The organism is Methyloversatilis sp., from assembly GCF_965284615.1.
Taxonomy (GTDB): Bacteria; Pseudomonadota; Gammaproteobacteria; order Burkholderiales; family Rhodocyclaceae; genus Methyloversatilis.
On sequence record NZ_OZ260098.1, the window covers coordinates 824,461 to 850,113 of the forward strand.

The 25,653-nt window shown below is 66.2% G+C and carries 18 protein-coding genes; 2 read left to right on the top strand and 16 right to left on the bottom strand.

Annotation, left to right across the window (positions count from 1 at the left end; genetic code table 11):
* The 10 genes from ubiU to ACQ66H_RS04130 form a co-directional block, all read right to left on the bottom strand.
* Nucleotides 1-1,038: a ubiquinone anaerobic biosynthesis protein UbiU gene (gene ubiU, locus ACQ66H_RS04085; RefSeq protein WP_430432917.1), complete on the bottom strand. Its 1,038-nt coding sequence runs from the start codon at nucleotides 1,036-1,038 to the stop codon at nucleotides 1-3.
* Nucleotides 1,039-1,144: 106 nt separating this feature from the next.
* Nucleotides 1,145-1,927: a peptidylprolyl isomerase gene (locus tag ACQ66H_RS04090; protein ID WP_430432918.1), complete on the bottom strand. Its 783-nt coding sequence runs from the start codon at nucleotides 1,925-1,927 to the stop codon at nucleotides 1,145-1,147.
* Nucleotides 1,928-1,992: 65 nt separating this feature from the next.
* Entirely contained in the window at nucleotides 1,993-2,730 is a 738-nt protein-coding gene (gene narI / locus ACQ66H_RS04095; RefSeq protein WP_430432919.1) for a respiratory nitrate reductase subunit gamma, read from the bottom strand.
* Nucleotides 2,727-3,416, bottom strand: coding sequence for a nitrate reductase molybdenum cofactor assembly chaperone (gene narJ, locus ACQ66H_RS04100; RefSeq protein WP_430432920.1), 690 nt, complete (start codon nucleotides 3,414-3,416; stop codon nucleotides 2,727-2,729). The genes narI and narJ overlap by 4 nt, the downstream gene beginning before the upstream one ends.
* 2 nt (nucleotides 3,417-3,418) lie before the next feature.
* On the bottom strand, nucleotides 3,419-4,942 hold the full coding sequence (gene narH / locus ACQ66H_RS04105; protein WP_430432921.1) for a nitrate reductase subunit beta: 1,524 nt from the start codon (nucleotides 4,940-4,942) through the stop codon (nucleotides 3,419-3,421).
* A gap of 11 nt (nucleotides 4,943-4,953) precedes the next feature.
* Nucleotides 4,954-8,745, bottom strand: coding sequence for a nitrate reductase subunit alpha (locus tag ACQ66H_RS04110; protein ID WP_430432922.1), 3,792 nt, complete (start codon nucleotides 8,743-8,745; stop codon nucleotides 4,954-4,956).
* 39 nt (nucleotides 8,746-8,784) lie between these two features.
* Entirely contained in the window at nucleotides 8,785-10,443 is a 1,659-nt protein-coding gene (locus tag ACQ66H_RS04115; RefSeq protein WP_430432923.1) for an MFS transporter, read from the bottom strand.
* A 22-nt stretch (nucleotides 10,444-10,465) separates the two neighbouring features.
* On the bottom strand, nucleotides 10,466-11,713 hold the full coding sequence (locus tag ACQ66H_RS04120; RefSeq protein ID WP_430432924.1) for an MFS transporter: 1,248 nt from the start codon (nucleotides 11,711-11,713) through the stop codon (nucleotides 10,466-10,468).
* A gap of 323 nt (nucleotides 11,714-12,036) precedes the next feature.
* Nucleotides 12,037-12,714, bottom strand: coding sequence for a response regulator (locus ACQ66H_RS04125; RefSeq protein WP_430432925.1), 678 nt, complete (start codon nucleotides 12,712-12,714; stop codon nucleotides 12,037-12,039).
* A complete protein-coding gene (locus tag ACQ66H_RS04130; RefSeq protein ID WP_430432926.1) occupies nucleotides 12,711-14,618 on the bottom strand; it encodes a type IV pili methyl-accepting chemotaxis transducer N-terminal domain-containing protein in 1,908 nt (635 codons plus the stop codon). The genes ACQ66H_RS04125 and ACQ66H_RS04130 overlap by 4 nt, the downstream gene beginning before the upstream one ends.
* A 228-nt stretch (nucleotides 14,619-14,846) precedes the next feature.
* On the opposite strand from ACQ66H_RS04130, the gene ACQ66H_RS04135 reads away from it, so the two are divergent.
* The gene (locus ACQ66H_RS04135; protein ID WP_430432927.1) at nucleotides 14,847-17,159 is read left to right on the top strand and encodes a PAS domain S-box protein; all 2,313 of its coding nucleotides are present in this window, start codon (nucleotides 14,847-14,849) and stop codon (nucleotides 17,157-17,159) included.
* Nucleotides 17,132-17,533, top strand: a complete 402-nt coding sequence (locus ACQ66H_RS04140; RefSeq protein ID WP_430432928.1) for a sensor histidine kinase — start codon at nucleotides 17,132-17,134, stop codon at nucleotides 17,531-17,533. The genes ACQ66H_RS04135 and ACQ66H_RS04140 overlap by 28 nt, the downstream gene beginning before the upstream one ends.
* Nucleotides 17,534-17,603: 70 nt before the next feature.
* Here ACQ66H_RS04140 and ACQ66H_RS04145 read toward each other — a convergent pair whose 3' ends face one another.
* The 6 genes from ACQ66H_RS04145 to tkt form a co-directional block, all read right to left on the bottom strand.
* Nucleotides 17,604-18,485 carry a phosphoribosylaminoimidazolesuccinocarboxamide synthase gene (locus ACQ66H_RS04145; RefSeq protein WP_430432929.1) on the bottom strand — a complete coding sequence of 294 codons (882 nt, stop codon included), beginning with the start codon at nucleotides 18,483-18,485 and terminating at the stop codon, nucleotides 17,604-17,606.
* A gap of 30 nt (nucleotides 18,486-18,515) precedes the next feature.
* The gene (gene fba / locus ACQ66H_RS04150) at nucleotides 18,516-19,580 is read right to left on the bottom strand and encodes a class II fructose-bisphosphate aldolase (protein ID WP_430432930.1); all 1,065 of its coding nucleotides are present in this window, start codon (nucleotides 19,578-19,580) and stop codon (nucleotides 18,516-18,518) included.
* Between the two features lie 17 nt (nucleotides 19,581-19,597).
* Complete coding sequence (pyk, locus tag ACQ66H_RS04155) at nucleotides 19,598-21,046, bottom strand: pyruvate kinase (protein ID WP_430432931.1); 1,449 nt, start codon at nucleotides 21,044-21,046, stop codon at nucleotides 19,598-19,600.
* 45 nt (nucleotides 21,047-21,091) lie between these two features.
* A complete protein-coding gene (locus ACQ66H_RS04160) occupies nucleotides 21,092-22,258 on the bottom strand; it encodes a phosphoglycerate kinase (RefSeq protein ID WP_430432932.1) in 1,167 nt (388 codons plus the stop codon).
* Nucleotides 22,259-22,373: 115 nt separating this feature from the next.
* A complete protein-coding gene (gene gap / locus ACQ66H_RS04165) occupies nucleotides 22,374-23,390 on the bottom strand; it encodes a type I glyceraldehyde-3-phosphate dehydrogenase (RefSeq protein WP_430432933.1) in 1,017 nt (338 codons plus the stop codon).
* Nucleotides 23,391-23,531: 141 nt separating this feature from the next.
* Entirely contained in the window at nucleotides 23,532-25,553 is a 2,022-nt protein-coding gene (gene tkt / locus ACQ66H_RS04170) for a transketolase (RefSeq protein WP_430432934.1), read from the bottom strand.
* Between the last annotated feature and the right edge of the window lie 100 nt (nucleotides 25,554-25,653).

The window sequence follows — 25,653 nt, forward strand, 5'->3', positions numbered from 1 at the left end:
TCACCGCCACGGCCGGTCGTAGGCGCCCAGCGTGTGCTGCTGGCCTTCGGCCCAGCGGCCGAGCGCGGCGGTCCATTGCGGCTGTACACCGAAGCGCGCCGGCTGCGTGGCGCAGTCGTCGATGGCGGCACGCCAGACGCGGGTGACCTGTTCGACATAGGCCGGGCTGCGCTGGCGCCCCTCGATCTTGATCGCGGCAATGCCCATGTCCATCAGCTGCGGCAGCAGCGCCAGCGTGTTCAGGCTGGTCGGTTCTTCCAGCGCGTAATCGCGTGCGCCGTTGACCTCGAAGCGGCCCTTGCACAGCGTCGGGTAGCCGCGCGGCTCGTCCGGCGCGTAGCGGTCGATCAGCACGCCATTGAGCCGGGCGGATACGCCGTCGGCGCCGTCCTCCCAGCGCACCGCCGACGGCGGCGAGCAGACACCGGCGGTGTTCGGCGACTGGCCGGTCGCGTAGGACGACAGCGCGCAGCGGCCCTCGACCATGACGCACAGGCTGCCGAAGCCGAACACCTCGATCTCGGCCGCGCTGTTGCGGCACACCTGTTCGACCTGCGGCAGCGTGAGCACGCGCGGAAGTACGGCGCGGCGGATGCCGTAGCGCTCGCGGTAGAACTCGATCGCTTCCCAGGTGGTGGCCGACGCCTGTACCGACAGATGCAGGCGCAGATCGGGGTGGTGATCGCGCGCGTAGGCGAGCACCGCGGTGTCGGCGCAGATCAGCGCGTCGATGCCGAGCCCGGCCGCGGCATCGACCGCGGCGAACCAGCGCTCGGGCGCACGCGCGTCGGCGAAGGTGTTGAGCGCCATCAGCACTTCGCGACCGCGGCTGCGGGCGTAGGCGATGCCGTCGCGCGCCTGCGCGAGGTCGAAGTTCAGACCGGCGAAATTGCGTGCGTTGGTGGCGTCCTTCAGGCCCATGTAGACGGCGTCGGCGCCGGCATCGATGGCCAGCGTCAGCGCGCGCAGCGAGCCGGCCGGGCAGACCAGGGCGGGTTTTCGGGGGAGCGTTGCGTGGGCGGTGCGGGATGTTTGCATGTCGGAAAGGTCCGGAACTGCGGGCGCCGCCCAGTGTGGGCATCGCGCGCGGCGCCGTGTTGATCCGGGTCAGACCGGTTGCACACGGCGCCGCGCGCGATTCAAGTCACTGCACCAGCGGCGTGTCGGCGATGTCCATGTTGACGCCTTCGAGCACGGCCTGGCCGGCCAGCAGCGCGACGTACTGGCGCAGCGCGGTGGCGAAGCTCTGCTGGCGCAGCGAGGCGGCGACGGTGCCGCGCACTTCCTCGAAGGGCTGCACGGTGCCGGCCTCGCGCTCCTGCACGTCGATCACGTGGAAGCCGAAGCGGCTGTGCACCAGGCGCGGCAGCACGCCGATGTCGTGCTGGCCGAAGATGGCGCGGGCGAATTCCGGCACCACCTCCTCCGGCGCCAGCCAGCCGAGGTCGCCGCCGCGTTCGCTGCTCGGGCAGTTCGAGTTCTGCCGGGCGGCGTCGGGGAAGGGGTCTTCGCCGTCGGCGTGCGCACGTACGTCGATCAGCACCGCTTCGGCGCGCCCGCGCAGTGCATTGACGTCCACGCCGGGCGTCACCGCGAACAGGATGTGGCGCATGCGTGCGCGCTGGCCGACCGTATAGCGGCCGAGGTGGGCGCTGTAATGGCGGCGGCAGGCTTCTTCGGACGGCTCCGGCACCTGCACCGCCTGACCGATCAGCGTGTCGATGGCGGTGGCGGCCTCTTCCGAAATCAGGCCGTCGGCCGATTGTTCGTCGCTGGCCGCAAGCAGGCCGGCCGTCTGGGCTGCCTGGCGCAGCAGTTCGGTGCAGGCGCGGTTGCGCAGTTCGTCCGGCGTAACGTCCTCGTCAGCGCCGTTGATCGCGATGCCGTTGACGCGGGCGATGCCGCGGCTGTCTTGCGTGGACTGCATGGTGTCTCCTCGATCCTTTTATGAATGGATGCGCCGCGCAGCCGCGACGCATCCTTCACATCATCTCAGACACCGGCGCCCGGCTGGCGCGGCTGATTGTGTCCGGCCGGCAGGTTGAGCCGACGTGCGCGCACCACCTGGTAGGGGCGGAGCACGTACAGTACCGAGGCGAAACCGCTCCACACGTGGACCAGACGGGTGAAGGGGAAGATCAGGAAGAGGGTCATGCCGAGGAACATGTGAGTCTTGAACACCCAGCCGGCTTCGGCCAGCAGTTCCGGCGCGCCGGCGCGGAAGGTGACGATGCGCTGCGCCCATTCTGCGAGCAGCAGCATCATGCTGCCGTCCAGGTGCTGTGCCGACAGCGGGATGGTGGCCAGACCGAGCAGCAACTGCACCCACAGCAGCACGGCGATGACGATGTCGCTGGTCTTCGACGTAGCGCGGATGCGCGGCTCGGTCAGCCGGCGGTGCAGCAGGATGGTCAGGCCGATGAAGCCGAGCAGGCCGGCGATGCCGCCGGTCACCATTGCGACCAGCTGCTTGGCGCCGGCGCCGATGAAGTGCTCATAGACGGCGTGCGGCGTCAGCATGCCGAAGAAGTGCCCGAAGAACAGGAAGAGCACACCGATGTGGAACAGGTTGCTGCCCAGCCTGAGCTGGCCGCGGCGCAGCAGCTGCGACGAATCGCTCTTCCAGGTGTACTGGTCGCGGTCGAAGCGCAGCAGGCTGCCGATGAAGAACACGGCGAGGCAGATGTAGGGGTAGTAACCGAACAGCAGGTTGTCGAGCCAGGAAGTCATGGTTGTACTCCTTGAGTGGCGGAGGACTTGCGGACGAGGTGTATGGGTTGCGCGGCCCCGGGTTTGGCCTGGCCGTGCGAGGAGCAGCCGTCGAAGGCGAGCGGTTCGGCCCAGCTGTCGTCGAGCGCCTCGTCCGGCTGGATCTTCACCGCATGGGCACGCTCACCGGCCAGTTCGATCAGTGCGCCGACCACGCTGGCGTAGCGGCTTTCGCGCTTGACCAGTGCCGTGAACAACGCATTCAGGATGTGCGTCATTTCGCCGAGGAATGCGCGCGCCTCCTTCGGCGGCTGGGTCGAGGCGAATTCGAGCACCACCGGCAGGTAGTCCGGCAGTTCGCCCGGCGACAGGAAGAGGCCGGCCTTCTCGTAGGTCTGCGCCAGATCGATCATCGCCGGCCCGCGGTCGCGCGAATCGCCATGCACGTGTTCGAACAGGTGCAGCGAAGTCGAGCGACCACGGTCGAACAGTTCGACGTAGGCGGCTTCGGTGTCCAGCGGGGCCTGCTGCTGCAGTGCTTCGATCAGCGCCTCCAGTTCCGCCAGACGGCCCGCCGACAGCGCGGCCTCGTCGTGCAGTGCGGTGGCGATCGACGGCAGCATGCCGCGCAGGCTTGCGTCCGGGTAGCCGATCAGCAGCGCGCAGGCGCGCAGCGTGTGGGTCATCTTCTTGGGTGTCGTAAACATGGTCAGACCACCGCCTTGATGGGAATCGTCCGGCGCTTCGATCCGCCGAACAGACTGCTGTCGGAACTGCCTTCCGAGCAGCCGTTGCCGAAGGAGAAGCCGCAACCGCCGCGCACGTCGAAGGCGTTCTCCGCGTACTCGCGGTGGGCCGACGGAATCACGAAGCGGTCCTCGTAGTTGGCGATCGCCATCACGTGGTACATGTCCTCGACCGCGGCCTGGCTGATGCCGACCTGGGTCAGCGCTGCCGTATTGATGCGACCATCGACGTGCTTCTCGCGCTGGTAGGCGCGCATCGCCAGCATGCGTTCAAGTGCGCGCACGACCGGTTGCGTGTCGCCGGCGGTAAGCAGGTTGGCGAGGTACTTCACCGGGATGCGCAGCTGGTTCACATCCGGGATTTCGCCATTGACGCCGACCTGGCCAGCGTTGGCGGCGGCGGTGATCGGTGACAGCGGTGGCACGTACCACACCATCGGCAGCGTGCGGTATTCCGGGTGCAGCGGCAGCGCCACCTTCCACTCCACCGCCATCTTGTAGACCGGGCTGCGGCGGGCGGCTTCCATCCACGAATCGGGGATGCCGTCGGCACGGGCCTGTTCGATCACCTTCGGATCGTTCGGGTCGAGGAAGATGTCGAGCTGGGCCTGGTAGAGATCGCGGTCATGTTCGACCGAAGCCGCTTCCTGGATGCGGTCGGCGTCATACAGCAGCACGCCGAGGTAGCGGATGCGGCCGACGCAGGTTTCCGAGCACACCGTGGGCTGGCCGGCTTCGATGCGCGGGTAGCAGAAGATGCACTTCTCGGCCTTCCCCGACTGCCAGTTGTAATAGATCTTCTTGTACGGACAGCCGGACACGCACATGCGCCAGCCGCGGCACTTGTCCTGGTCGATCAGCACGATGCCGTCCTCTTCGCGCTTGTAGATCGAGCCCGACGGGCAGCTGGCGACGCAGGCCGGGTTCAGGCAGTGCTCGCACAGACGCGGCAGGTACATCATGAAGGTGTTCTCGAACTGGCCGTAGATGTCCTTCTGCACCTCGTCGAAGTTCTTGTCCTTCGAGCGCTTCGAGAATTCGCCGCCGAGAATCTCCTCCCAGTTCGGACCCCATTCGATCTTCTCCATGCGCTGGCCGGTGATCAGGCTGCGCGGCCGCGCGGTCGGCGTCGCCTTCATTTCGGGCGCCGACTGCAGGTGGTCGTAGTCGAAGGTGAAGGGCTCGTAGTAGTCGTCGATTTCCGGCAGGTGCGGGTTGGCGAAGATCTTCATCAGCAGTTGCCACTTGCCGCCCTGGCGCGGCGCGATCGAGCCGTCGCTCTTGCGCATCCAGCCACCCTGCCACTTGTCCTGGTTTTCCCATTCCTTCGGGTAACCGATGCCGGGCTTGGTTTCGACGTTGTTGAACCACGCGTATTCCATGCCGGGACGGCTGGTCCACACGTTCTTGCAGGTGACCGAGCAGGTGTGGCAACCGATGCACTTGTCGAGGTTGAGCACCATGCCGATTTGAGCGCGTATTTTCATGTCATGTCTCCTTAGGCGTGGGCGGTATCGGTGGCAGCGGCTTCGCCGTCGAGCCAGTCGATGCGCTTCATCTTGCGCACGACGACGAACTCGTCGCGGTTGGTGCCGATGGTTCCGTAGTAGTTGAAGCCGTAGCTCAGCTGGGCATAGCCGCCGATCATGTGCGTCGGCTTCAGCACGATGCGGGTGACCGAGTTGTGGATGCCGCCGCGCGCACCGGTGATTTCCGACCCCGGCGTGTTGATGATCTTTTCCTGTGCGTGGTACATCAGCACCATGCCCGGGTTCACCCGCTGGCTCACCACGGCGCGCGCCGTGATCGCGCCATTCACGTTGAACAGTTCGACCCAGTCGTTATCGACGATGCAGGCCTTCTTCGCGTCGTCCTCGGACAGCCAGATCACCGGGCCGCCGCGGTTCAGCGTCAGCATGTGCAGGTTGTCGCTGTAGGTGGAGTGGATGCCCCACTTCTGGTGCGGCGTGATGAAGTTGAGCTGGATCTCCGGATTGCCGTTGCTCTTGATGCCGGCGATCGCGGCCGTCGTCTTCAGGTCCACCGGCGGGCGGTAGCTGACGAAGCCTTCGCCGAAGGCGCGCATCCACGGGTGGTCCTGGTAGAACTGCTGACGGCCGGTCAGCGTGCGCCATGGGATCAGTTCATGCACATTGGTGTAGCCGGCGTTGTAAGACACCTTCTCGCTTTCGAGGCCGGACCACGTCGGGCTGGAAATGATCTTGCGCGGCTGCGCCTGGATGTCGCGGAAGCGGATCTTCTCGTCCTCGCGGTAGATCGCCAGGTGCTCGTGATCGCGCCCGGTCTGCTTGCCCAGCGCCTTCCATGCCTTGACCGCGACCTGACCGTTGGTTTCCGGCGCCAGCATCATCACCACTTCGCAGGCGTCGATGTCGGTGTCGATCTTCGGCATGCCCTTGGTCGCGCCTTCATCGGTCACCAGACCGTTCAGTTCGCCAAGCTGGCGCACCTCGTCCTGCGTGTTCCAGGCGATGCCCTTGCCGCCGTTGCCGACCTTGGTCAGCAGCGGACCGACCGCGGTGAAGCGCTTGTAGACGTTCGGATAGTCGCGCTCGACCACCGTCATCTGCGGTGCCGTCTTGCCGGGGATCAGTTCGCACTCGCCGCGCTTCCAGTCGGCGACGCCGAAGGGCTGGGCCAGTTCAGCCGGGCTGTCGTGCATCAGCGGCGTCAGCACTAGTTCGCGTTCGACGCCGAGGTGGCCGACGCACACCTCGCTGAACTTCTTCGCGAAGCCCTTGTAGATGTCCCAGTCGCTCTTCGACTGCCAGGCCGGGTTGACCGCCGTTGACAGCGGGTGGATGAAGGGGTGCATGTCGCTGGTATTGAGGTCGTTCTTCTCGTACCAGGTGGCGGTCGGCAGCACGATGTCCGAATACAGGCAGGTGGTGCTCATGCGGAAATCGAGCGTGACCAGCAGGTCGAGCTTGCCTTCGGGCGCTTCCGCGTGCCACTTCACTTCCTGCGGCTTGGCGTCGTCGGAGCCGAGGTCCTTGCCCTGCACGCCGTTGCTGGTGCCCAGCAGGTGCTTCAGGAAGTACTCGTGGCCCTTGCCGCTGGAACCGAGGATGTTGGAGCGCCACACGAACATGTTGCGCGGCCAGTTCTGCGGTGCGTCCGGGTCCTCGCAGCTCAGTTCGAGCTGACCGCTCTTCAGCGCGCCGACCGCGTAGTCCTTCGGATCGATGCCCGCCGCGTTGGCGTCACGCACCACCTGGATAGGATTGGTCTTCAGCTGCGGCGCACTGGGCAGCCAGCCCATGCGCTCGGCGCGCACGTTGTAGTCGATCATGCTGCCGCCGAACTGCGATGCGTCAGCCAGCGGCGACAGCACTTCCTCGACGCCGAGCTTCTCGTAGCGCCACTGGTCGGTATGGGCGTAGAAGAAGCTGGTCGAGTTCTGCTGGCGCGGCGGGCGTATCCAGTCGAGCGCGAAGGCGAGCGCGGTCCAGCCGGTCTGCGGGCGCAGCTTCTCCTGCCCGACGTAGTGCGCCCAGCCGCCGCCGCTCTGGCCGATGCAACCGCACATCATCAGCATGTTGATGATGCCGCGGTAGTTCATGTCGCAGTGGTACCAGTGGTTCATCGCCGCGCCGATGATGACCATGGACTTGCCCTTGGTCTTGTCGGCGTTGTCGGCGAACTGGCGGGCGACCGTGATGATCTGGTCGCGCGGCACGCCGGTGATCTTCTCCTGCCAGGCGGGCGTGTAGGCGATGTCCTGGTCGTAGCTGCTCGCACCGGTGTCGCCGGGAAGACCGCGGCCGACGCCGTAGTTGGCGACCTGCAGGTCGAACACGGTGGCCACCAGTGCGTCGCGCTTGTCGCCGGCCTTGCCGAGCGCGATGCGCTGTACCGGTACCGTGCGCAGCAGCACGTCGCCGCCGCCCTGCGGGCTGTTCGGGAAGTGTTCGTGCTCGATGCCGCCGAAGTAGGGGAAGGCGACCTGCGTGTGCTCGACCGGGCTGGTATCGCCTTCGAGCACCGACAGTTTCAGCTTCACGTCGCCGCCGTGGCGCGCCTCCTTCGATTCGAGGTTCCACTGGCCGGCATCGGCGCGGCCGTCCGGGCCCCAACGGAAGCCGATGGCACCATTGGGCAGCACGACGCGGCCGTTCTCGTCGAAGGCCACCGTTTTCCAGTCAGGATTGTTGGCCTGGCCCAGCTTGCCGTTGAAGTCGCTGGCGCGCACGTAGCGGTCCGGCACCATGACGGTCGTGCCGTTCGGCAGCGAATGTTCCTTCAGCAGCACCAGCATCGGCAGGTCGGTGTAGCGGCGCGCGTAATCGTCGAAATACGCGCTGCGCTTTTCAAAGTAGAACTCCTTCAGGATGACGTGGCCCATGGCCATCGCCACCGCCGCGTCGGTACCCTGTTTCGGGTGCAGCCAGAGGTCGGCCAGCTTGCTGATTTCGGCGTAGTCGGGCGTGACAGCGACGGTCTTGGCGCCCTTGTAGCGGACCTCGGTGAAGAAGTGGGCGTCCGGCGTGCGCGTCTGCGGCACGTTGGAGCCCCAGGCGATGATGTAGGTCGAGTTGTACCAGTCGGCCGATTCCGGCACGTCGGTCTGTTCGCCCCAGATCTGCGGGCTGGACGGAGGCAGGTCGCAGTACCAGTCGTAGAAGCTCATGCAGACGCCACCGATCAGGCTCAGGTAGCGGCTGCCTGCGGCATAGCTCACCATCGACATCGCCGGGATCGGCGAGAAGCCGATGATGCGGTCCGGGCCGTGCTTCTTGATGGTGTAGACGTTGGCGGCGGCGACCAGCTCGTTCACCTCGTCCCAGCTGGAGCGGACGAAGCCGCCGAGGCCGCGCACCTGCTGGTAGTCACGGCGCTTGGCGTCGTTCTCGACGATGGAGGCCCAGGCCTCGACCGGGCCGTGCTTGAGACGCGCCTCGCGCCAGGTCTTGAGCAGGCGGCCACGCACCATCGGGTACTTCACGCGGTTGGCGCTGTACAGGTACCAGCTGTAGCTGGCACCGCGCGCACAGCCGCGCGGCTCGTGGTTGGGCATGTCCCAGCGGGTGCGCGGGTAATCGGTCTGCTGGGTTTCCCAGGTGACGATGCCGCCCTTCACGTAGATCTTCCACGAGCAGGAGCCCGTGCAGTTCACGCCGTGGGTGGAACGCACGATCTTGTCGTGCGCCCAGCGGTCGCGGTAGGCATCTTCCCAACTGCGGTCTTCGCCGGTGGCGATGCCGTGGTCGCCCGAGAAGCTTTCCTTCGGGGCGGAGAAGTGGGTCAGTCGGTCGAGAAAGTGGCTCATGTGTGCTCTCCTGTTGCGGGGCTCGGCGGGGGCATGGGGTCAGGGGTTCTTCACGTAGGCGTTGCGGCGCAGGTAGAACCACCAGTTGATGAACAGGCAGATCGCGTAGAACGCGGCGAAGCCGTACATCGCGAGCTCGGGTGTGCCGGCCTTGATCTGCGCACCGATGACCACCGGTGCGATGAAGGCGCCGTAGGCGGCGACCGCCGACGTCCAGCCCAGCACCGGGCCGGCCTGCTGGCGATCGAAGATGACGCCGATGGTGCGGAAGGTCGAACCGTTGCCGATGCCGCTGGCAAAGAACAGCACGATGAACAGGCCGAGGAACATCGGGAAGTACTGCTCGGGCGTGGCGGAGCTGTAGGCCAGTTTCATCACGTAGCCGACCGCCACCGACGCGGCCACCATCACCAGCGAGATGATCTGCGTGACGATGGAGCCGCCCCACTTGTCGGAGATCCAGCCGCCGATCGGGCGCACTGCGGCGCCGACGAAGGGGCCGATCCAGGCGAAGGCGAGCACGGTGGGCGCGTTCGGGTTCGGCAGCGTGTGCTGCATCACGCCATTGGCATCGGGTACGTGGCTGACGCCGAAGATGACCTTCATCGCCAGCGGCAGCGCCATCGAGAAGCCGATGAAGGAACCGAAGGTGACGATGTAGAGGATGGTCATCGACCAGGTGTGCTTGTCGCTGAATATCTTGAACTGCCGGGACACGCCTTCGCGCATCGGGCCGAAGGCGGCGAGCTTCATCACGGTCAGCGCCATGATGATGTCGAGCGGAATCGCGACCCACATGTTCAGCAGGCCCAGACCGGTCGGCGCCGGCAGGTACAGATAGAGCATGAAGATCGCCGGTACGAAGGCCAGCGTGTACAGATAGGTGATCTTCGAGAAGGCGACAATGGGGTTGCCGGTGTCCGGCGACACCGCCTTCAGGTTGTTCATGCCGAACCAGCACAGGATGGACAGCGGCACCAGCGACAGCACCCAGGCGAAGCCGGCGTTCTGGATCCAGGTCGGCGTGCCGGCGGCGATCTTGCCGAAGATCCAGCCGCTGTCCTTCATCAGCGTCATCGGCTCACCGCCGAAGGCGCCGAGCAGCGGCACCGTCATCACCAGCGGGATGACGATCTGCATCGTCGTCACGCCGAAGTTGCCGAGGCCGGCGTTGAGGCCCAGCGCGGTGCCCTGCAGCCGCTTCGGGAAGAAGGTGCTGATGTTGGACATCGAACTGGCGAAATTGCCGCCGCCGACGCCGCACCACAGCGCCATCAGCTGGAACACCCACAGCGGCCAGTCGGTGTGCTGCAGCGCGATGCCGGTGCCGATGGCCGGCGCCAGAAGCATGGCCGTGGTCAGGAAGATGGTGTTGCGGCCACCGGCCAGCCGGATCAGGAAGGAGGCCGGGATGCGCATCGTGGCGCCGGAGATGCCGGCGATGGCGGTCAGCGTGAACAGCTGGTCCTGGGTGAAGGGGAAGCCCAGGTTGAGCATCTGCACGGTGATGATGCCCCACATGCCCCAGACCGCGAATCCGCACAGCAGCGCGGGAATCGAGATCCACAGATTGCGGTAGGCCACCCTCTTGCCGGTCGATTCCCAGAAGGCATCGTCCTCCGGCCGCCAGTCCTCGACATCGGGGCCGCGGGGGGCGCTCTGTACCGGACGTGTGCCGGCGTGTGTGCTTGCGTTCATGATGATCTCCGTGGTGTCCGGTTCAGGACTGGGCTGCGGACGTGCCGTCCATCAGCGGGGTGCGGCGGACTTCGGTGAAGTACATCCAGATCAGCGACACCCACACCACGCCGTACATCAACATGAAGGCGCTGGAGCGTATGCCGGTGAGATCGAGCAGGGCACCGAACATGATGGGCAGCACGAAGCCGCCGAGGCCGCCGGCCAGGCCGACGATGCCGCTGATGGTGCCGATGTTGGCGGGGTAGTCGTTGCTGATGTACTTGAACACGCTGGCCTTGCCGAAGGCCCAGGCGATGCCGAGGATGAACATCAGGCCGGTGAAGGCATACACGTTCAGACCGATATGGAAGGTCTGCTCACCGTTGATGGTGACGACGGTGAATTGCGTCTGCGGGTAGCTGAGCAGGAACAGACAGATCCAGCTCACCCACAGCACCCACCAGGTGACGCTGTGCGCGCCGTACTTGTCGGACAGCCAGCCGCCGATGGCGCGCAGCACGCCGCCGGGCAGTGAGAAACAGGCGGCGAGCAGCGCGGCGGCGCGGATGTCGAGGCCGTACTCGCCGACGTAGTACTGCACCATCCACAGGCTGAGCGCGACATAGCCGCCGAACACGATGCTGTAGTACTGGCAGTACTTCAGCACGCGCGGGTCCTTCAGCGCCTTCAGCTGGTCGACGAAGCGCACATTGCTCGGCACCAGGTGGGCCGGATCGCTGTGGCTGAACAGCCAGAAGATGATGACGGTGCCGAGCATGATGGCGGCGTACACCTGCGGCACCATGGTCCAGCCGAAAGCGACCAGCAGCGCCGGTGCGACGAACTTGTTCACCGCCGCACCCGAATTGCCGGCGCCATACACGCCCATCGCGAAGCCCTGCTGCTCCTTCGGGAACCAGCGCGCGACATAGGGCGTGCCGACCGAGAACGAACCGCCAGCCAGGCCGACGAACAGGCCGATGACGAGGAAATGCCAGTACTCGGTGGCATAGCTCATCATCCAGATCGCCGGCACGGTGGCCGCCATCAGCAGCGTCATCACGATGCGACCGCCGTACTTGTCGGTCCAGATGCCGAGCGGCACCCGCACCAGCGAGCCGGTGAGCACCGGCGTGGCGGTCAGCAGACCAAACTGCGTGGCATTGAGATCGAGCGCCTTCTTGATCGGTATGCCGATCACGCCGAACATCATCCACACCATGAAACACACGGTGAACGCCAGGGTGCTGACGATCAGCACCGACAGTGCCTGCCCTTTCCTGGTCATGACGGAATCCTCCCTTTAAGACTGAGGCGATCTTAGGGAGCGGGGCAGTACGGCGGCATCCTTCGGTGGTAGCGCACGGAAGGTGCGGAAGAACGATGGCAGGGGCGGTCGTGTAGTTCCGAAGAACTACTTCATCGTCCGAATGGAGGAGGGTTGACCAGGGTCAATGAGAGCGGCTGCGATATGGGGCGCGTCGCAAACAGAGCTCGCTCGCACAAGACCGGATCTTGGCCGCGGCCGCATCGGTGACGCTGCGCACGGTCGAGCAGGCCAGTCGCCCGTCTGTCACGCTTTCGACGAATCCGGCAGCCGGTGTGCCGATGTCAGATCAGGCCGCGTTCCACCGCGATGACGGCGACCTGCACGCGCGAGGCCACGCCCAGCTTGCGCAGGATGTGCTGCACGTGGATCTTCACCGTGGTTTCTGCAATGCCGAGGTCGCGGGCGATCACCTTGTTGCTGTCGCCGCGGGCGATGCCGCGCAGGATGTCGGTTTCGCGCGGCGACAGCGCGCCGCTCTGCGTAGGCGGTGCCTCTGCCGGCGGCGCCGGTGCGGCGGCCTGCCGGAATACCTCGACCAGCTTGCCGGTCATTTCGTCGGCCACCACCGGCTCGCCGCGCATCGCGCGATGGATGGCCCGCGACAGCGCTTCGCCCTCCATCGTCTTCAGCAGATAGCCGCTGGCGCCGGCGCGCAGCGCGGCGGCCAGATCTTCGCCGTCCTCGCTGATGGTGAGCATGATCAGACGCGCGCCCGGCGCCGCCTCGCGCAGCGCCGGCAGCGCGTTGACACCATTGACGCCGGGCAAGTGGTTGTCGAGCAGGATGACATCGGGCTGCAGTGCCTCGGCGCGCCGCTGCGCCTCTCCCGCGTCGGCGGCGTCGCCGACGATCTGCAGCTTCGGGTCGCGCGACAGCAGGGCGGTCAGACCACGGCGGAACAGGGTGTGGTCATCGACCAGCAGGATGCGTATCGGTGTGTCGTCGTGCGTACTGTTCATGAGGCGGCCTGCATGGGCTGTAGGTCGAGCAGTGTGGGGTCGCTGGCCGGCAACGTCAGGATGACCGAGGTGCCGCGACCGGGGGTCGAGAACACCTCGATGCGGGCACCGATGCGCGCGGCGCGTTCGGTCATGATGCGCAGACCGACGTGGGTTTCGTCCGGCGGGCCACCGTCGGTGGAGAAGCCGCGACCGTCGTCGCGTACTTCGAAGCGCCATTGCGGCTGCTGCTGCACGTCGAGCCAGACATGGCCGGCGCGCGCATGCTTGCGTACGTTCGAAAGCGCTTCCTGCACGATGTGCAGCACCTGGATCTGCACGTCCGGCAGCAGCGGCAGTCCGTGGTCGCGCATCGCCAGCGAGGCGCGCACGCCGCTCTGGTGTTCGAACTTGCGCAGCGTGGCGAGCAGGGCGGCTTCGATGTCCTCGGCATTGGCGCGGGTGCGGAAGTGCAGCAGCAGTTCGCGCACGTCGCCCGAACTTTCGCGCAGGCCGGCTTCGAGTTCGTCCAGCATCGCACGCGCGGCGGTCTCATCGTGCGCGGCCAGCGCGTCACGCATCATTTCGACCTGCATCTTCATGAAGGCCAGCGACTGCGCGATCGAGTCGTGCAGTTCGCTGGCCAGGAAGTTGCGCTCCTGCGATACCGCGGCTTCGTTCTGTAGCGCGTTCAGGCGCAGGTTCTCCATGCCGCTGGCCAGATGCGTCGCCAGCGCTTCGAGCAGCGAACGCGTGGGCGCAGACAGCTCCACGCTGGCGTGGAAGAACAGGTTGACCTCGCCCATCAGCCTGTCCTTCAGACGGACCGGAACCGACACCAGGGTTTCGAAGCCTGCCTCGCCGCAGTATTGCAGCGCCTCGCCGCCCATCGTACGGATCGGGATGACGCGCGCAAAAGGCGGGGCGTTCGGCGCGCCGCAATGGCATTCGTCCGCCTTCAGGCAGCGCTCGCCGTCGGTCATGTAGGCCGGCAGTCCTTGCGAGGCGAGCATCAGATAGCGCTGGTTGGATTCGTCGGACCAGCGCAGCGCGACGCCATCGGCGTGCACGGCGCGCGCGACGTAACCGACGAAGCCGCGCGCCAGTTCTTCCAGCGAGCGGGCGGTGGCGATCAGAGAAGTTACCTCGTACAGCGCTTCGAGTCGCTCGCGCTTTTCCTGCAGCTCGGCCGTTTTGGACGTCACCTTGGCTTCGAGATTGCGGTACATGGCCTGTATCTGTTCCGCCATGTCATTGAAGCCGTCGGCCAGCGTGCCGAATTCGTCGCTGCTGCCGCGTTCGACGCGGGCGCCCAGATCGCCCTGCTGAATCCGCTCCAGCGCCTGCTTCAGCTGCCCCACCGGTTCCAGCACGAACAGATAGCCGATGTAGAGCAACACCACCGCACCGATCACCGCCAGCGCCATCGTTGCGAGTTGCAGCAGGTTGAGCAGCGCTGTCCAGTGCGACATGTGGTTCTCGATGCCGGCCACCAGCGCATCGATACGCCCGGTGAAGCGCGCGGTGTCGTCGCGCAGACCGTCGCTGCCGCGGGGTGCGGCGTCGAGCCAGCGCGCGCTGTAGATGCGCCAGTCGCCGCGTACCTGATCGAAACTGCGCCGGATGTCGTTGTCCAGTGGCATGAACAGCGGGCGCTCGGGGTCGCCGGCACGCAGCAGTTCGAGACTGCGTTCGAATTCGCGTCGGGCGTGCGGCAGCGCTTCGCGTTCGCCGGTGGCGACCAGCAGCGACATGCGGTAAGCCTGCATGCGCATGCGTCCGGCCTCGTTGACGGCAGCAGCGCCGCCGTCGAGCTGCCAGGACATCCACAGCGTGAGCGTGATCGACAGCAGCGCGAGCAGGGCGAACGGCGCCGCAGCGACAGCCAGCTTGGCGCCCAGTCCCCAGTGTTCTCGTTTCGACATGAGTCCGAGTTTAGGGGCTGTGCGTGCGAATTTCGAGGTCTACGACGTGATCGACGTCAAGCGGTCTTGCCGCGCACTTATTTCCTTGTACTATCCTTGAGACCGGAACGTCTTCGTCGTCCGCCGCTCGAAGGTGCGAAGACAACCGCTTCCGGTGCGTGCAGCAGCGCCGCCGCACGCCGGCCCCGAGCCAGAATCCCGCTCGTCGTTTCGCTCCTGGAGAAATGGATGACCTTGTTGAAAGGCCTCCTGTCCGGTTTTTTCGGCCCGCTCCGCACACCCGATCGCTCCCGTGCGCGCCTGGCGCTTGGCGTGGCGGCGCTCTGGGCGCCCGGCGCCCTCGTCCTGATCGACCAGCCGTGGGCGGCACAGGCGGGCTGGCTCGGCTGGTGCGTGGCCTGCGGCATCTGGCTGATGCGCAGCGGGGCGACGTCGCAAGCGATCGAGCCGTCGCCTCCGCCGGCCGACGATACCGCCGCGCTTCTGCACGAGTTGCCGATGGCCGCCTGCATCTGTTCTCTGCCGGACGGTGGCATGCGCGTGCTCAATGCCGCCCTGGCCACGATGGCCAACGAGAGCCCCGATGCGCTGCGTGGACGCAGCATTACCGAGTTCTGCCAGACCGCCGAAGACCGATCACGTGTGGTCGAGGTGCTGGCGCAGGGGCGCGGCACCGATGACGTCGAACTGCCGCTGCGCCGTCGTGATGGCTCGGTGCGCTGGGTGTCGGCGGCCACCCGTCCGCTGTCCCATCAGGGGCAGCCAGCACTGCTGGTCATCTGTCACGACATCACGGGGCACAAGCAGGCGGAACGCTCGCTGGCCGCGAGCGAAGAGCGTTTCCGCGTACTGCTCGGTGCGCTGTCAGAGGCCGTGGTGCTGTATGACGCGCAGGCCCGGGTGCTGACCAGCAACCGTTCGGCGGAATCCTGTGCCTGGCTGGATGCGGCCCATGCGGGCCTGCCCGGCGGCAGCGACGAGTTCACCTTGTGTGACGAGCAGGGGCGGTCTCTGGCGCGCGACATGCACCCGGTCATCCGGTCGCTGGCTGACGGTCTGCCGGCGCGCGACGTGGTGATCGGTGCTGAGAGCGCGTCGGGTCAGATGCGCTGGCTGACCGTCAACACGCAGCCGCTGTTCCACGCCGGCAGCAAGCGGCCGTACGCCGTGGTGGCGTCCTATTCCGATCTCACCGCGCGCATTCGCGCCGAGCGTGCGCTGCGCGCCAGCGAACAGCGCTACGCGCTGGCCCTGCGCGGGATGAACGAGGGGCTGGCCGAGTGGATCACCGGCAGCGACCGCATGTATGTGTCGCCACGTCTGTCGCAGATCATGGGTTACGACGCGGGTGGCCGCCGCATGCGCGTACGCGAGTTCGTCGCCGGCATTCATCCGCACGACCGCAAGGCCTGGTCGGCCATGGTTGCCAGCCATCTGAAGGGGCGCAGCGATCACTTCCAGCAGGAACTGCGCATGCGCCATGCCGACGGCGGTTACCGCTGGTTCCTGCTGCGTGGCGTCGCACAGCGCGACGCGAGCGGACGCAGCAGCCGCGTCGTCGGCACCGTGGCCGACATCACCTTGCGCAAACGGCTGGAGGAGGTCGATGTGGCGGAGCGCGAACTGCTGTCGCTGATCGCCGCCGCCATGCCGCTGACCGAAGTGATGTCGCGTTTTGCGCGGCTGGTGTCCGGCCTGCTCAACGAGGATTCGATCTGCGCGGTGCTCACGCTGACGCCGAATACGAGCGCCGTGGTCGATGTGGTCGGCGCGAATCTGCCGGCTGTGCTGGGCGACTGGCTGCGCCGCAGTCCGGCCGGCGCCGACCATGATGGGCGCCTTCTCGAAACGCTCGCGGGGCGCCGTCCGCTGCTGTGCGAGGATGTGCAGGCGTCGCCCGATCTCGAGGGCTGTCGTGCGTTGTTCGCCGCCGAGGGCGTGCGTGCGTTATGGGCGTTGCCGCTGGCGGCGCAGGACGGCGCGGTGCTGGGCGGACTGATCATCCTGCACCCGCAGGCCTGGCGGCCCGGGCGGGCGGACGAGAACGTGATCGAGCGGCTGGTCAACATTGCCCAGTTGGCGCTGGAACGGGCGCGCGCCGAGCGCCAGGTGCGCGAACTGAACGAATCGCTGGAACACCGCGTGGCCGAGCGCACCACGCTGCTGGAGCAGGCAAACAGCGAACTCGAAGCCTTCTCGTACTCGGTGTCGCACGATCTGCGCAGCCCGCTGCGGGCGATCAACGGCTTTGCCCACCTGCTGGCCGAGCACGCCGGCGCGGCGCTGGACGACGAGGGGCGCGACATGCTGGAGCGCATACAGCGCGGCGCCACGCGCATGGGTCTGCTGATCGACGACATCCTGCATTTCTCGCGGGTGTCGCGCGTCACATGGCGCACAGCGAAATCAATCTGGATACGCTGGCGGCCCATGTCGTCGCCGATCTGGTCGAACAGTACCCGGCGGCCAGCGTCGAACTGTCGCCGCTGGGGCATGCCAGCGGCGATCAGTCCATGCTGCGGCAGGTGTTCGTTAACCTGATAGGCAATGCGCTGAAGTTCTCGTCGCGCAGCCCGCAACCGCGGGTCGAGGTGTTCGTCGAGAGCCGGCGCGGCATCGCGGCGATCTGCGTGCGCGACAACGGGGTCGGCTTCGATCCGGCCTATGCCGATCGCCTGTTCGGCGTGTTCCAGCGCATGCATGGCGCGGAGGAATTTCCGGGCACCGGGGTGGGGCTGGCGATCGTCAAGCGCATCGTCGAGCGGCACGGCGGCGTCATCGGCGTCGAGGCGGCGCCGGGGCGCGGAGCCACCTTCCGTTTCACGCTGGCGGGCTTCCGTCCGTTCGATCAGGCCGACGCGGTGCCGGCTGACGCGCCGGCACGGACCGGGACGGTACCCCGCACCGGTACCTGAGAACGACAGAAGTGAAAACGGAGCGGTCCGCCAGGGCGGAGCGCTCCGTTGTGTCGGGGCGGAAGGCCGGTCAGCCGATCAGCCGCGTCAGCGCCTCACGGTACTTGTCGCCGGTGCGCTGGATGATGTCGGCCGGCAAGCGCGGGCCCGGCGCGGTCTTGTTCCAGTCCAGCGTTTCCAGGTAGTCGCGCACGAACTGCTTGTCGAAGGAGGGCGGGTTGCTGCCTTCCTGGTACTGGTCGGCTGGCCAGAAGCGCGACGAATCCGGCGTCAGCGCCTCGTCGATCAGGATGAGCTTGCCGTCGGCGTCGAGACCGAATTCGAACTTGGTGTCGGCGATGATGATGCCGCGGCTCTTCGCGTAGTCGGCGGCGGCGCTGTACAGCGCGATCGCGGTGTCACGCACCTTGGCTGCCATGGCGGCACCGATCAGCGCTTCGGTCTGTGCGTAACTGATGTTCTCGTCGTGGTCGCCCACTGCCGCCTTGGTGGCCGGCGTAAAGATGGGTGAGGGCAGCTTCGAGGCCATGCGCAGACCATGCGGCAACTGCACGCCGCACACAGCGCCGGTGCGCGAGTAGTCGCCCCAGCCGGAACCGATCAGGTAACCGCGCACGACCGCTTCGATCGGCAGCGGCTTGAGCCGACGCACGACGATGGCGCGGCCTTCGACCTGATCGCGTTCGTCCGCCGTCACCACCGACTCCGGCGCGATGCCGGTCAGGTGGTTGGGCGATACGCCGGCCAGCTTGCCGAACCAGAAGTTCGAAACGGCCGTCAGCACCTTGCCCTTGCCCGGGATGGGGTCGGGCAGGATGACGTCGAACGCCGACAGGCGATCGGTGGTGACGATGAGCATCTTCTCGTCGTCGATCGCGTAGATGTCACGGACCTTACCGCGGGCGATCAGCGGCAGGCTCTTGATGCTGGATTCGAACAGTGCGTCGGCCATTTCGGTCTTCGTTGCGGTCGTCGGTAAGGATCAGTTGACGGTCTGGGCCAGCTTGCCACTGGCGTACATGCGGGCGATCTCGTCGAGCGGGATGGCCTTGATCTTGCTGCCTTGGCCTTCGCAGCCGAACTGCAGATAGCGCTCCTTGCACACGGCCTTGGCGGCTTCGCGCGCCGGCTTCAGCCATTCGCGGGCGTCGAACTTGTCCGGGTTCTCGGCCAGGAACTTGCGCACCGCACCGGTCATCGCCAGACGGATGTCGGTGTCGATGTTGATCTTGCGCACGCCGTACTTGATCGCTTCCTGGATTTCCTCGACCGGTACTCCGTAGGTTTCCTTCATCTTGCCGCCGTACTGGTTGATGATGGCCAGCAGTTCCTGCGGCACCGACGACGAGCCGTGCATCACCAGGTGGGTGTTGGGGATGCGCTTGTTGATTTCCTTCACGCGCGAGATCGCCAGGATGTCGCCGGTCGGCTTGCGGGTGAACTTGTAGGCGCCGTGGCTGGTGCCGATGGCGATCGCCAGCGCGTCCAGCTGCGTGGCCTTGACGAACTGGGCGGCTTCTTCCGGGTCGGTCAGCAGCGACGAGTGATCGAGCTTGCCTTCGGCGCCGTGGCCGTCTTCCTCACCGGCCATGCCGGTTTCCAGCGAGCCGAGGCAACCCAGTTCGCCCTCGACCGTGACGCCGACCTTGTGCGCCATCTCGACCACGCGGCGGGTGACGTTGACGTTGTAGTCGAAGGAGGCCGGGGTCTTGCCGTCTTCCTTCAGCGAGCCGTCCATCATGACCGAGCCGAAGCCCAGATCGATGGCGCCCTGGCAGATCGCCGGCGACTGGCCGTGATCCTGGTGCATCACCAGCGGGATGTGCGGATAGGCCTCGACCGCGGCCTGGATCAGGTGCTTGATGAAGCTCTCGCCGGCGTACTTGCGGGCACCGGCGCTGGCCTGCAGGATGACCGGGGCGCCGACTTCGTCGGCGGCGCTCATCACCGCCTGCACCTGCTCGAGATTGTTCACGTTGAATGCCGGCAGGCCGTAGCCGTTTTCGGCGGCGTGGTCGAGCAGTTGGCGCATGGATACCAGAGGCATGAGTTTCTCCTGCGAGTTCAGATTACGGTGGAGAGTTGACGATACTCCCCGACCTTGACGATTTTCAGTGTATTGGTACCGCCCGGAACGCCAATAGGCTCGCCGAAGGACAGCACGATGAGATCACCGACCTTCACGGCACCGCTGCGCAGCAGTTCGGCCTCGGCGTCGATCAGCATGCGGTCGCGGTCGGCGTCCGGATCGAGCTTGATCATCAGCGGCGTCACGCCACGGTACATCGACAACTTGTAACGGGTGCGCACTTCCGGTGTCAGCGCGTAAATGGGCACGCCGCTGTTCAGGCGCGACATCCACAGCGAGGTCGAGCCCGACTGCGTCAGCGTGGCGATCGCCTTCACCTTCAGGTGGAAGGCCGAAAAAAGTGCGGCCATCGCGATCGACTGGTCGATGCGGGTAAACACGCGCTGCAGGAATTCCTGGTCCAGCTTCACCTCGGCCGACTTCTCGGCTTCGATGCAGATGCGGCTCATCGCCTCGACCGTCTCGACCGGATACTGACCGGAGGCGGTTTCGGCTGACAGCATGACGGCGTCGGTGCCGTCGAGCACCGCGTTGGCGACGTCCGACACTTCGGCGCGGGTGGGCACCGGGCTGCTGATCATCGATTCCATCATCTGCGTGGCGGTGATGACCAGCTTGTTCATTTCGCGGGACACGCGAATGATGCGCTTCTGCATCGCCGGCACGGCCGCGTCGCCCACTTCGACCGCGAGGTCGCCGCGCGCCACCATGGCGCCGTCCGACGCTTCGAGAATCTCTTCCAGCGCGGGAATCGCCTCGACGCGCTCGATCTTGGCGATCAGCTGCGCATTGGAGCCGGCCGCACGCAGCAGATCACGCGCCTGCTTCATGTCGGCGCCGCTCTTCGGGAAGCTCACCGCGACGAAGTTGACATTCAGCGACGCCGCGATCTTGATGTCTTCCATGTCCTTCGCGGTCAGCGCTGGCGCCGACAGGCCGCCACCCTGGCGGTTGATGCCCTTGTTGTTCGACAGCTCGCCGCCGTGGCGCACCGTGCAGTGGATCTGCGTGTCGGTGACCGACTTCACGTCCATTACGATGCGACCGTCGTCGAGCAGCAGCACGGCACCCGGTTCGACGTCGTTCACCAGTTCCGGGTAGTCGAGGCCGACGTGGTCGGCGTCACCGAGCTGGCACTCGATGTCGAACACGAACTTCTGGCCGGCCTTCAGCAGCACCTTGCTGCCGGCGAACTTGCCGACACGGATCTTCGGGCCCTGCAGGTCGGCCATGATGCCGACCGTGCGGCCGACCTTGGCGCAGACCGCGTGCAGCGTTTCGACGCGCGCACGGTGGTCGTCCGCCTTGCCATGCGAAAAGTTGAGCCGCACGACATCGACCCCGGCCTCGACCAGGCGGGTGAGCGTGGCCAGGTCGCTGGAAGCGGGGCCGAGTGTGGCGACGATTTTGGTGAAGCGATGCATGGCTGGGCGGACTCCTCGTTGTTTTGTATGCGCGTTCTGTGATGTTCAGCCGTTGGCGCGCTTGAGCAGGATATCGACGGCCGGCAGCGTCTTTCCCTCGAGGAATTCGAGGAAGGCGCCGCCGCCGGTCGAGATATAGCTCACCTGGTCGGCAATCCCGTATTTTGCGATGGCGGCGAGCGTGTCGCCACCACCGGCGATCGAATAGGCCTCCGATTCGGCAATCGCGCGCGCCACCGTCTCGGTGCCGTGACCGAAGGCGTCGAATTCGAACACCCCGACCGGGCCGTTCCACACGACCGTACCTGCGGCCTTCAGCGTTTCCGCCAGCTTGGCCGCGGCCTTCGGGCCGATGTCCAGAATCATGTCGTCGTCGGCCACCTCATCGACCGCCTTCACCGTCGCTTCGGCGTCGGCGGCGAAGGCCTTCGCGCATACGACATCTTCGGGCAGCGGTACGTTCGTCTTGGCCATCACGCGCTTGGCGGCGTTGACCAGGTCGGCTTCGGCCAGCGACTTGCCGATCTTCTTGCCGGCAGCCAGCAGGAAGGTGTTGGCGATGCCGCCACCGACGATGAGCTGATCCACCTTGTCGGCCAGGTTTTCCAGCAGCGTGAGCTTGGTCAACACCTTGGAGCCGGCGACGATGGCGGCCAGCGGGCGGGCCGGCTGGCCGAGCGCCTTGCCCAGCGCGTCCAGTTCGCTCGCCATCAGCGGGCCGGCGCAGGCGATCGGGGCGTACTGTCCCATGCCGAAGGTGGTGGCTTCGGCGCGGTGAGCGGTGCCGAAGGCGTCGTTCACCCACACGTCGCACAGCGCGGCGAGCTTCTTCGACAGCGCATCGTCGCACTTCTTCTCGCCCTTGTTGGCGCGGCAGTTCTCCAGCAGCACCACTTCGCCCGGCGCGACCTGCACGCCATCGACCCAGTTCGCCACCAGCTTCACTTCGAAGCCCAGCAGTTCCGACATGCGGCGGGCGATCGGCGCCAGCGAGTCTTCGGGCTTCAGTTCGCCTTCGGTCGGACGACCGAGGTGGGAGGTGACCATGACGGCGGCACCGGCGTCGCGGGCGGCGCGGATGGCCGGCAGCGAGGCGCGGATGCGCGTGTCTTCGGTGATGTTGCCGGCGTCGTCCTGCGGCACGTTCAGGTCGGAGCGGATGAACACCCGCTTGCCCTTGAGATCGAGATCGGAAAGTCGCTTGAACTGCATGATGAATCCTCCGCGCGGTGCGTGATGAGCGTGATCGAGTGGATTTTCGGGAAGGGGAAAAACGAAGCGGGGCAGGGGCGCATGCGCCCGAACCCCGCTCGTCGATGCCGTGTCCTTACTTGGCACTCATCAGCGCGACGGTGGTGTCCAGCATGCGGTTGGAGAAGCCCCACTCGTTGTCGTACCAGGACAGCACCTTGACCAGTTTGCCGTCGGCCGACACGCGGGTCTGGGTCGAGTCGAACACGCTCGAACGCGGATCGTGGTTGAAGTCGATGCTCACCAGCGGCAGCGTGTTGTAGCCGAGGATGCCGGCCAGTTCGCCTTCCGATGCGGCCTTCAGGATGGCGTTCACTTCATCCACCGTGGTGGCGCGCTTGGCGGTGAAGGTCAGGTTGACCACCGACACGTTGATGGTCGGCACGCGCATCGCGAAACCGTCCAGCTTGCCGTTCAGTTCCGGCAACACCAGACCGACCGCAGCGGCGGCGCCGGTCTTGGTCGGGATCATCGACTGCGTGGCGCTGCGGGCGCGGCGCAGGTCTTCGTGATAGACGTCGGTCAGCACCTGGTCGTTGGTGAAGGCGTGGATGGTGGTCATCAGGCCGGTGTCGATGCCGATCTTGTCGTTCAGCGGCTTGGCCAGCGGGGCCAGGCAGTTGGTCGTGCAGCTGGCATTCGAGATGACGGTGTCGGTGGCCTTCAGCACGCCGTGGTTCACGCCATAGACGACGGTGGCGTCCACGTCCTTGCCGCCCGGAGCGGAAATGATCACCTTCTTGGCGCCGCCCTTCAGGTGGGCCGAGGCCTTTTCCTTGGTGGTGAAGAAGCCGGTGCATTCCATCACCACGTTGACGCCCAGTTCGCCCCACGGCAGTTCGGCCGGGTTGCGGTTGGCCAGCACGCGGATCTTGTCGCCATTCACCACCATGTAGTCGCCGTCAACGCTGACCGTGCCCGGGAACTTGCCGTGCGCGGTGTCGTACTGCGTCAGGTGTGCGTTGGTCTTCGGGTCGCCGAGGTCGTTGATCGCGACGATTTCGATGTCGTGGCGCTTGCCGCCTTCGTAGTGCGCACGCAGCACATTGCGGCCGATACGCCCGTAACCATTGATCGCAACCTTGATCGTCATTTCAGCAACTCCCTCTCCGTTGGGTGTGGATTCAAGAAAAGTCTTCGATTGTGCGGCGCAACTTGTGGCTGCGCTGCGCCTAAATTGGCATTTGGAAACGCAAACGCGGCGGATGGAGACTCCATCCCGCCGCGTCGGCGCTTACCTGCCAAGCAGTTGTCGTGCCGCCTGCGCCACCGCGTCCGCGGTGATGCCGAAAGCCTTGTACAGCTCGCCCGCCGGCGCGGACTCACCGAAGTGGTCCAGACCCACCACGGCGCCTTCAAGACCGACGTACTTGCGCCACAGATCGGTCACGCCCGCTTCCACCGCGACGCGCGGAATGCCGCGCGGCAGCACGGTTTCGCGCCAGGCGGCGTCCTGACGGTCGAACACGTTGGTTGACGGCATCGACACCACGCGCACCGTGATGCCTTCGGCTTCCAGCGTCTTCTGCGCGGCCAGCGCCAGCGATACTTCCGAGCCGGTGGCGATCAGCACGGCTTCCACCTTGCCGGCCGCATCGGACAGCACGTAACCACCGCGCGCGATGGCCGCGGTGGTTGCGGCGTCGCGCGGAACGTGCGGCAGGTTCTGGCGCGAGAACATCATCGAGGTCGGGCCGTCGGCACGCTTGATGGCGCTGGCCCAGGCCACGGCGGATTCGACCGTGTCGCACGGGCGCCAGACGTCCATGTTCGGCATCAGGCGCAACGTGGCGGTCTGTTCCACCGGCTGGTGGGTCGGGCCGTCTTCGCCGAGACCGATCGAGTCATGCGTGAACACGAACACCTGACGCACCTTCATCAGCGCCGCCATGCGCAGCGCGTTGCGTGCGTACTCGGAGAACATCAGGAAGGTGGCGGTGTAGGGGATGAAACCGCCGTGCAGCGCGATGCCGTTGGCGATGGCCGCCATGCCGAATTCGCGCACGCCGTAATAGAGGTAGTTGCCGCCCGGGTTCTTCGGCGAGATGCCCTTGGAGCCGGACCACAGCGTCAGGTTGGAACCGGCCAGGTCGGCCGAGCCGCCCAGCAGCTCCGGCAATGCGGGCGCGAACGCTTCGATGCAGTTCTGGCTGGCCTTGCGGCTGGCGATGTTCTCGGCCTTGCCGTCGAACTTCGCGATGGTGTCGGCGACCACCTGTTCGAAGTTGTCGGGCAGCGCGCCGCGCATGCGGCGGGTGAATTCGGCGGCCAGTTCCGGGTGTTCGGCACTGTAGGCGGTGAAGCGGGCGGACCATTCCTCTTCCGCCTTCTTGCCGGCCGGACGGCCGTCCCAGGCGGCGTACACGTCAGCCGGAATGTCGAACGGTGCGTGCGTCCAGCCGATGTGGGCGCGGGCGGCCTCGATTTCGGCGGCGCCGAGCGGCGCGCCGTGCACGTCGTGACCGCCAGCCTTGTTCGGCGAACCGAGGCCGATGACCGTGCGGCAGCAGATCAGCGTCGGGCGCGCTGTGTCGGCCTTGGCGGCGCGGATGGCGGCGTCGATCGCCGCGGCGTCATGACCATCGACCGCCGGGATGACCTGCCAGCCGTAGGCTTCGAAGCGCTTCGGCGTGTCGTCGGCGAACCAGCCCTTGACGTGGCCGTCGATCGAAATGCCGTTGTCGTCGTAGAACACGATCAGCTTGCCCAGACCCTGGGTGCCGGCCAGCGAGCACGCCTCGTGCGAAATGCCTTCCATCAGGCAGCCGTCACCGGCAAAGGCATAGGTGTAGTGGTTGACCACCGTGTGGCCGGGGCGGTTGAACTGCGCCGCCATCGCCCGTTCGGCGATGGCCATGCCGACCGCGTTCGCAAGACCCTGGCCCAGCGGGCCGGTGGTGGTTTCGACGCCCGGCGCGTAGCCGTGCTCCGGGTGGCCTGGCGTCTTCGAGTGCAGCTGGCGGAAGGACTTGATGTCGTCGATCGACAGATCGTAGCCGGAGAGGTGCAGCAGCGCGTACAGCAGCATCGAGCCGTGGCCGTTCGACAGCACGAAGCGGTCGCGGTCAGCCCAGTTCGGGTTGGCCGGGTTGTGCTTCAGGTGGTGACGCCACAGCACTTCGGCGATCTCTGCCATGCCCATCGGGGCGCCGGGGTGACCGGAATTAGCTTTTTGCACGGCGTCCATCGCCAGGGCGCGGATTGCGCCGGTGATCGGGTTGAAGCCTGCTTTCGGGGTGATGGAGGGCGCGCTCATCAGAGGGGGTTCCGGCCGGAAAAACCCGCAATTATCCGCGAAAACAAGGGGTCACGCCAGCCGTGCTGCGGCGCAGGAAGGGCGCGGATCTGCCGTCGAT

Excerpts from the sequence above, each read along its gene's own strand:
- ACQ66H_RS04160 (WP_430432932.1), bottom strand. The coding sequence starts at position 22,258 with ATGCAGTTCAAGCGACTTTCCGATCTCGATCTCAAGGGCAAGCGGGTG.
- ACQ66H_RS04145 (WP_430432929.1), bottom strand. The coding sequence starts at position 18,485 with ATGGCCGACGCACTGTTCGAATCCAGCATCAAGAGCCTGCCGCTGATC.
- ACQ66H_RS04110 (WP_430432922.1), bottom strand. The coding sequence starts at position 8,745 with ATGAGCCACTTTCTCGACCGACTGACCCACTTCTCCGCCCCGAAGGAA.
- narH (WP_430432921.1), bottom strand. The coding sequence starts at position 4,942 with ATGAAAATACGCGCTCAAATCGGCATGGTGCTCAACCTCGACAAGTGC.
- ACQ66H_RS04120 (WP_430432924.1), bottom strand. The coding sequence starts at position 11,713 with ATGACCAGGAAAGGGCAGGCACTGTCGGTGCTGATCGTCAGCACCCTG.
- ACQ66H_RS04115 (WP_430432923.1), bottom strand. The coding sequence starts at position 10,443 with ATGAACGCAAGCACACACGCCGGCACACGTCCGGTACAGAGCGCCCCC.
- pyk (WP_430432931.1), bottom strand. The coding sequence starts at position 21,046 with ATGCATCGCTTCACCAAAATCGTCGCCACACTCGGCCCCGCTTCCAGC.
- ACQ66H_RS04090 (WP_430432918.1), bottom strand. The coding sequence starts at position 1,927 with ATGCAGTCCACGCAAGACAGCCGCGGCATCGCCCGCGTCAACGGCATC.
- ACQ66H_RS04135 (WP_430432927.1), top strand. The coding sequence starts at position 14,847 with ATGACCTTGTTGAAAGGCCTCCTGTCCGGTTTTTTCGGCCCGCTCCGC.
- ACQ66H_RS04125 (WP_430432925.1), bottom strand. The coding sequence starts at position 12,714 with ATGAACAGTACGCACGACGACACACCGATACGCATCCTGCTGGTCGAT.
- gap (WP_430432933.1), bottom strand. The coding sequence starts at position 23,390 with ATGACGATCAAGGTTGCGATCAATGGTTACGGGCGTATCGGCCGCAAT.
- tkt (WP_430432934.1), bottom strand. The coding sequence starts at position 25,553 with ATGAGCGCGCCCTCCATCACCCCGAAAGCAGGCTTCAACCCGATCACC.
- narJ (WP_430432920.1), bottom strand. The coding sequence starts at position 3,416 with ATGTTTACGACACCCAAGAAGATGACCCACACGCTGCGCGCCTGCGCG.
- ACQ66H_RS04140 (WP_430432928.1), top strand. The coding sequence starts at position 17,132 with ATGCTGCGGCAGGTGTTCGTTAACCTGATAGGCAATGCGCTGAAGTTC.
- fba (WP_430432930.1), bottom strand. The coding sequence starts at position 19,580 with ATGCCTCTGGTATCCATGCGCCAACTGCTCGACCACGCCGCCGAAAAC.
- ubiU (WP_430432917.1), bottom strand. The coding sequence starts at position 1,038 with ATGCAAACATCCCGCACCGCCCACGCAACGCTCCCCCGAAAACCCGCC.
- narI (WP_430432919.1), bottom strand. The coding sequence starts at position 2,730 with ATGACTTCCTGGCTCGACAACCTGCTGTTCGGTTACTACCCCTACATC.
- ACQ66H_RS04130 (WP_430432926.1), bottom strand. The coding sequence starts at position 14,618 with ATGTCGAAACGAGAACACTGGGGACTGGGCGCCAAGCTGGCTGTCGCT.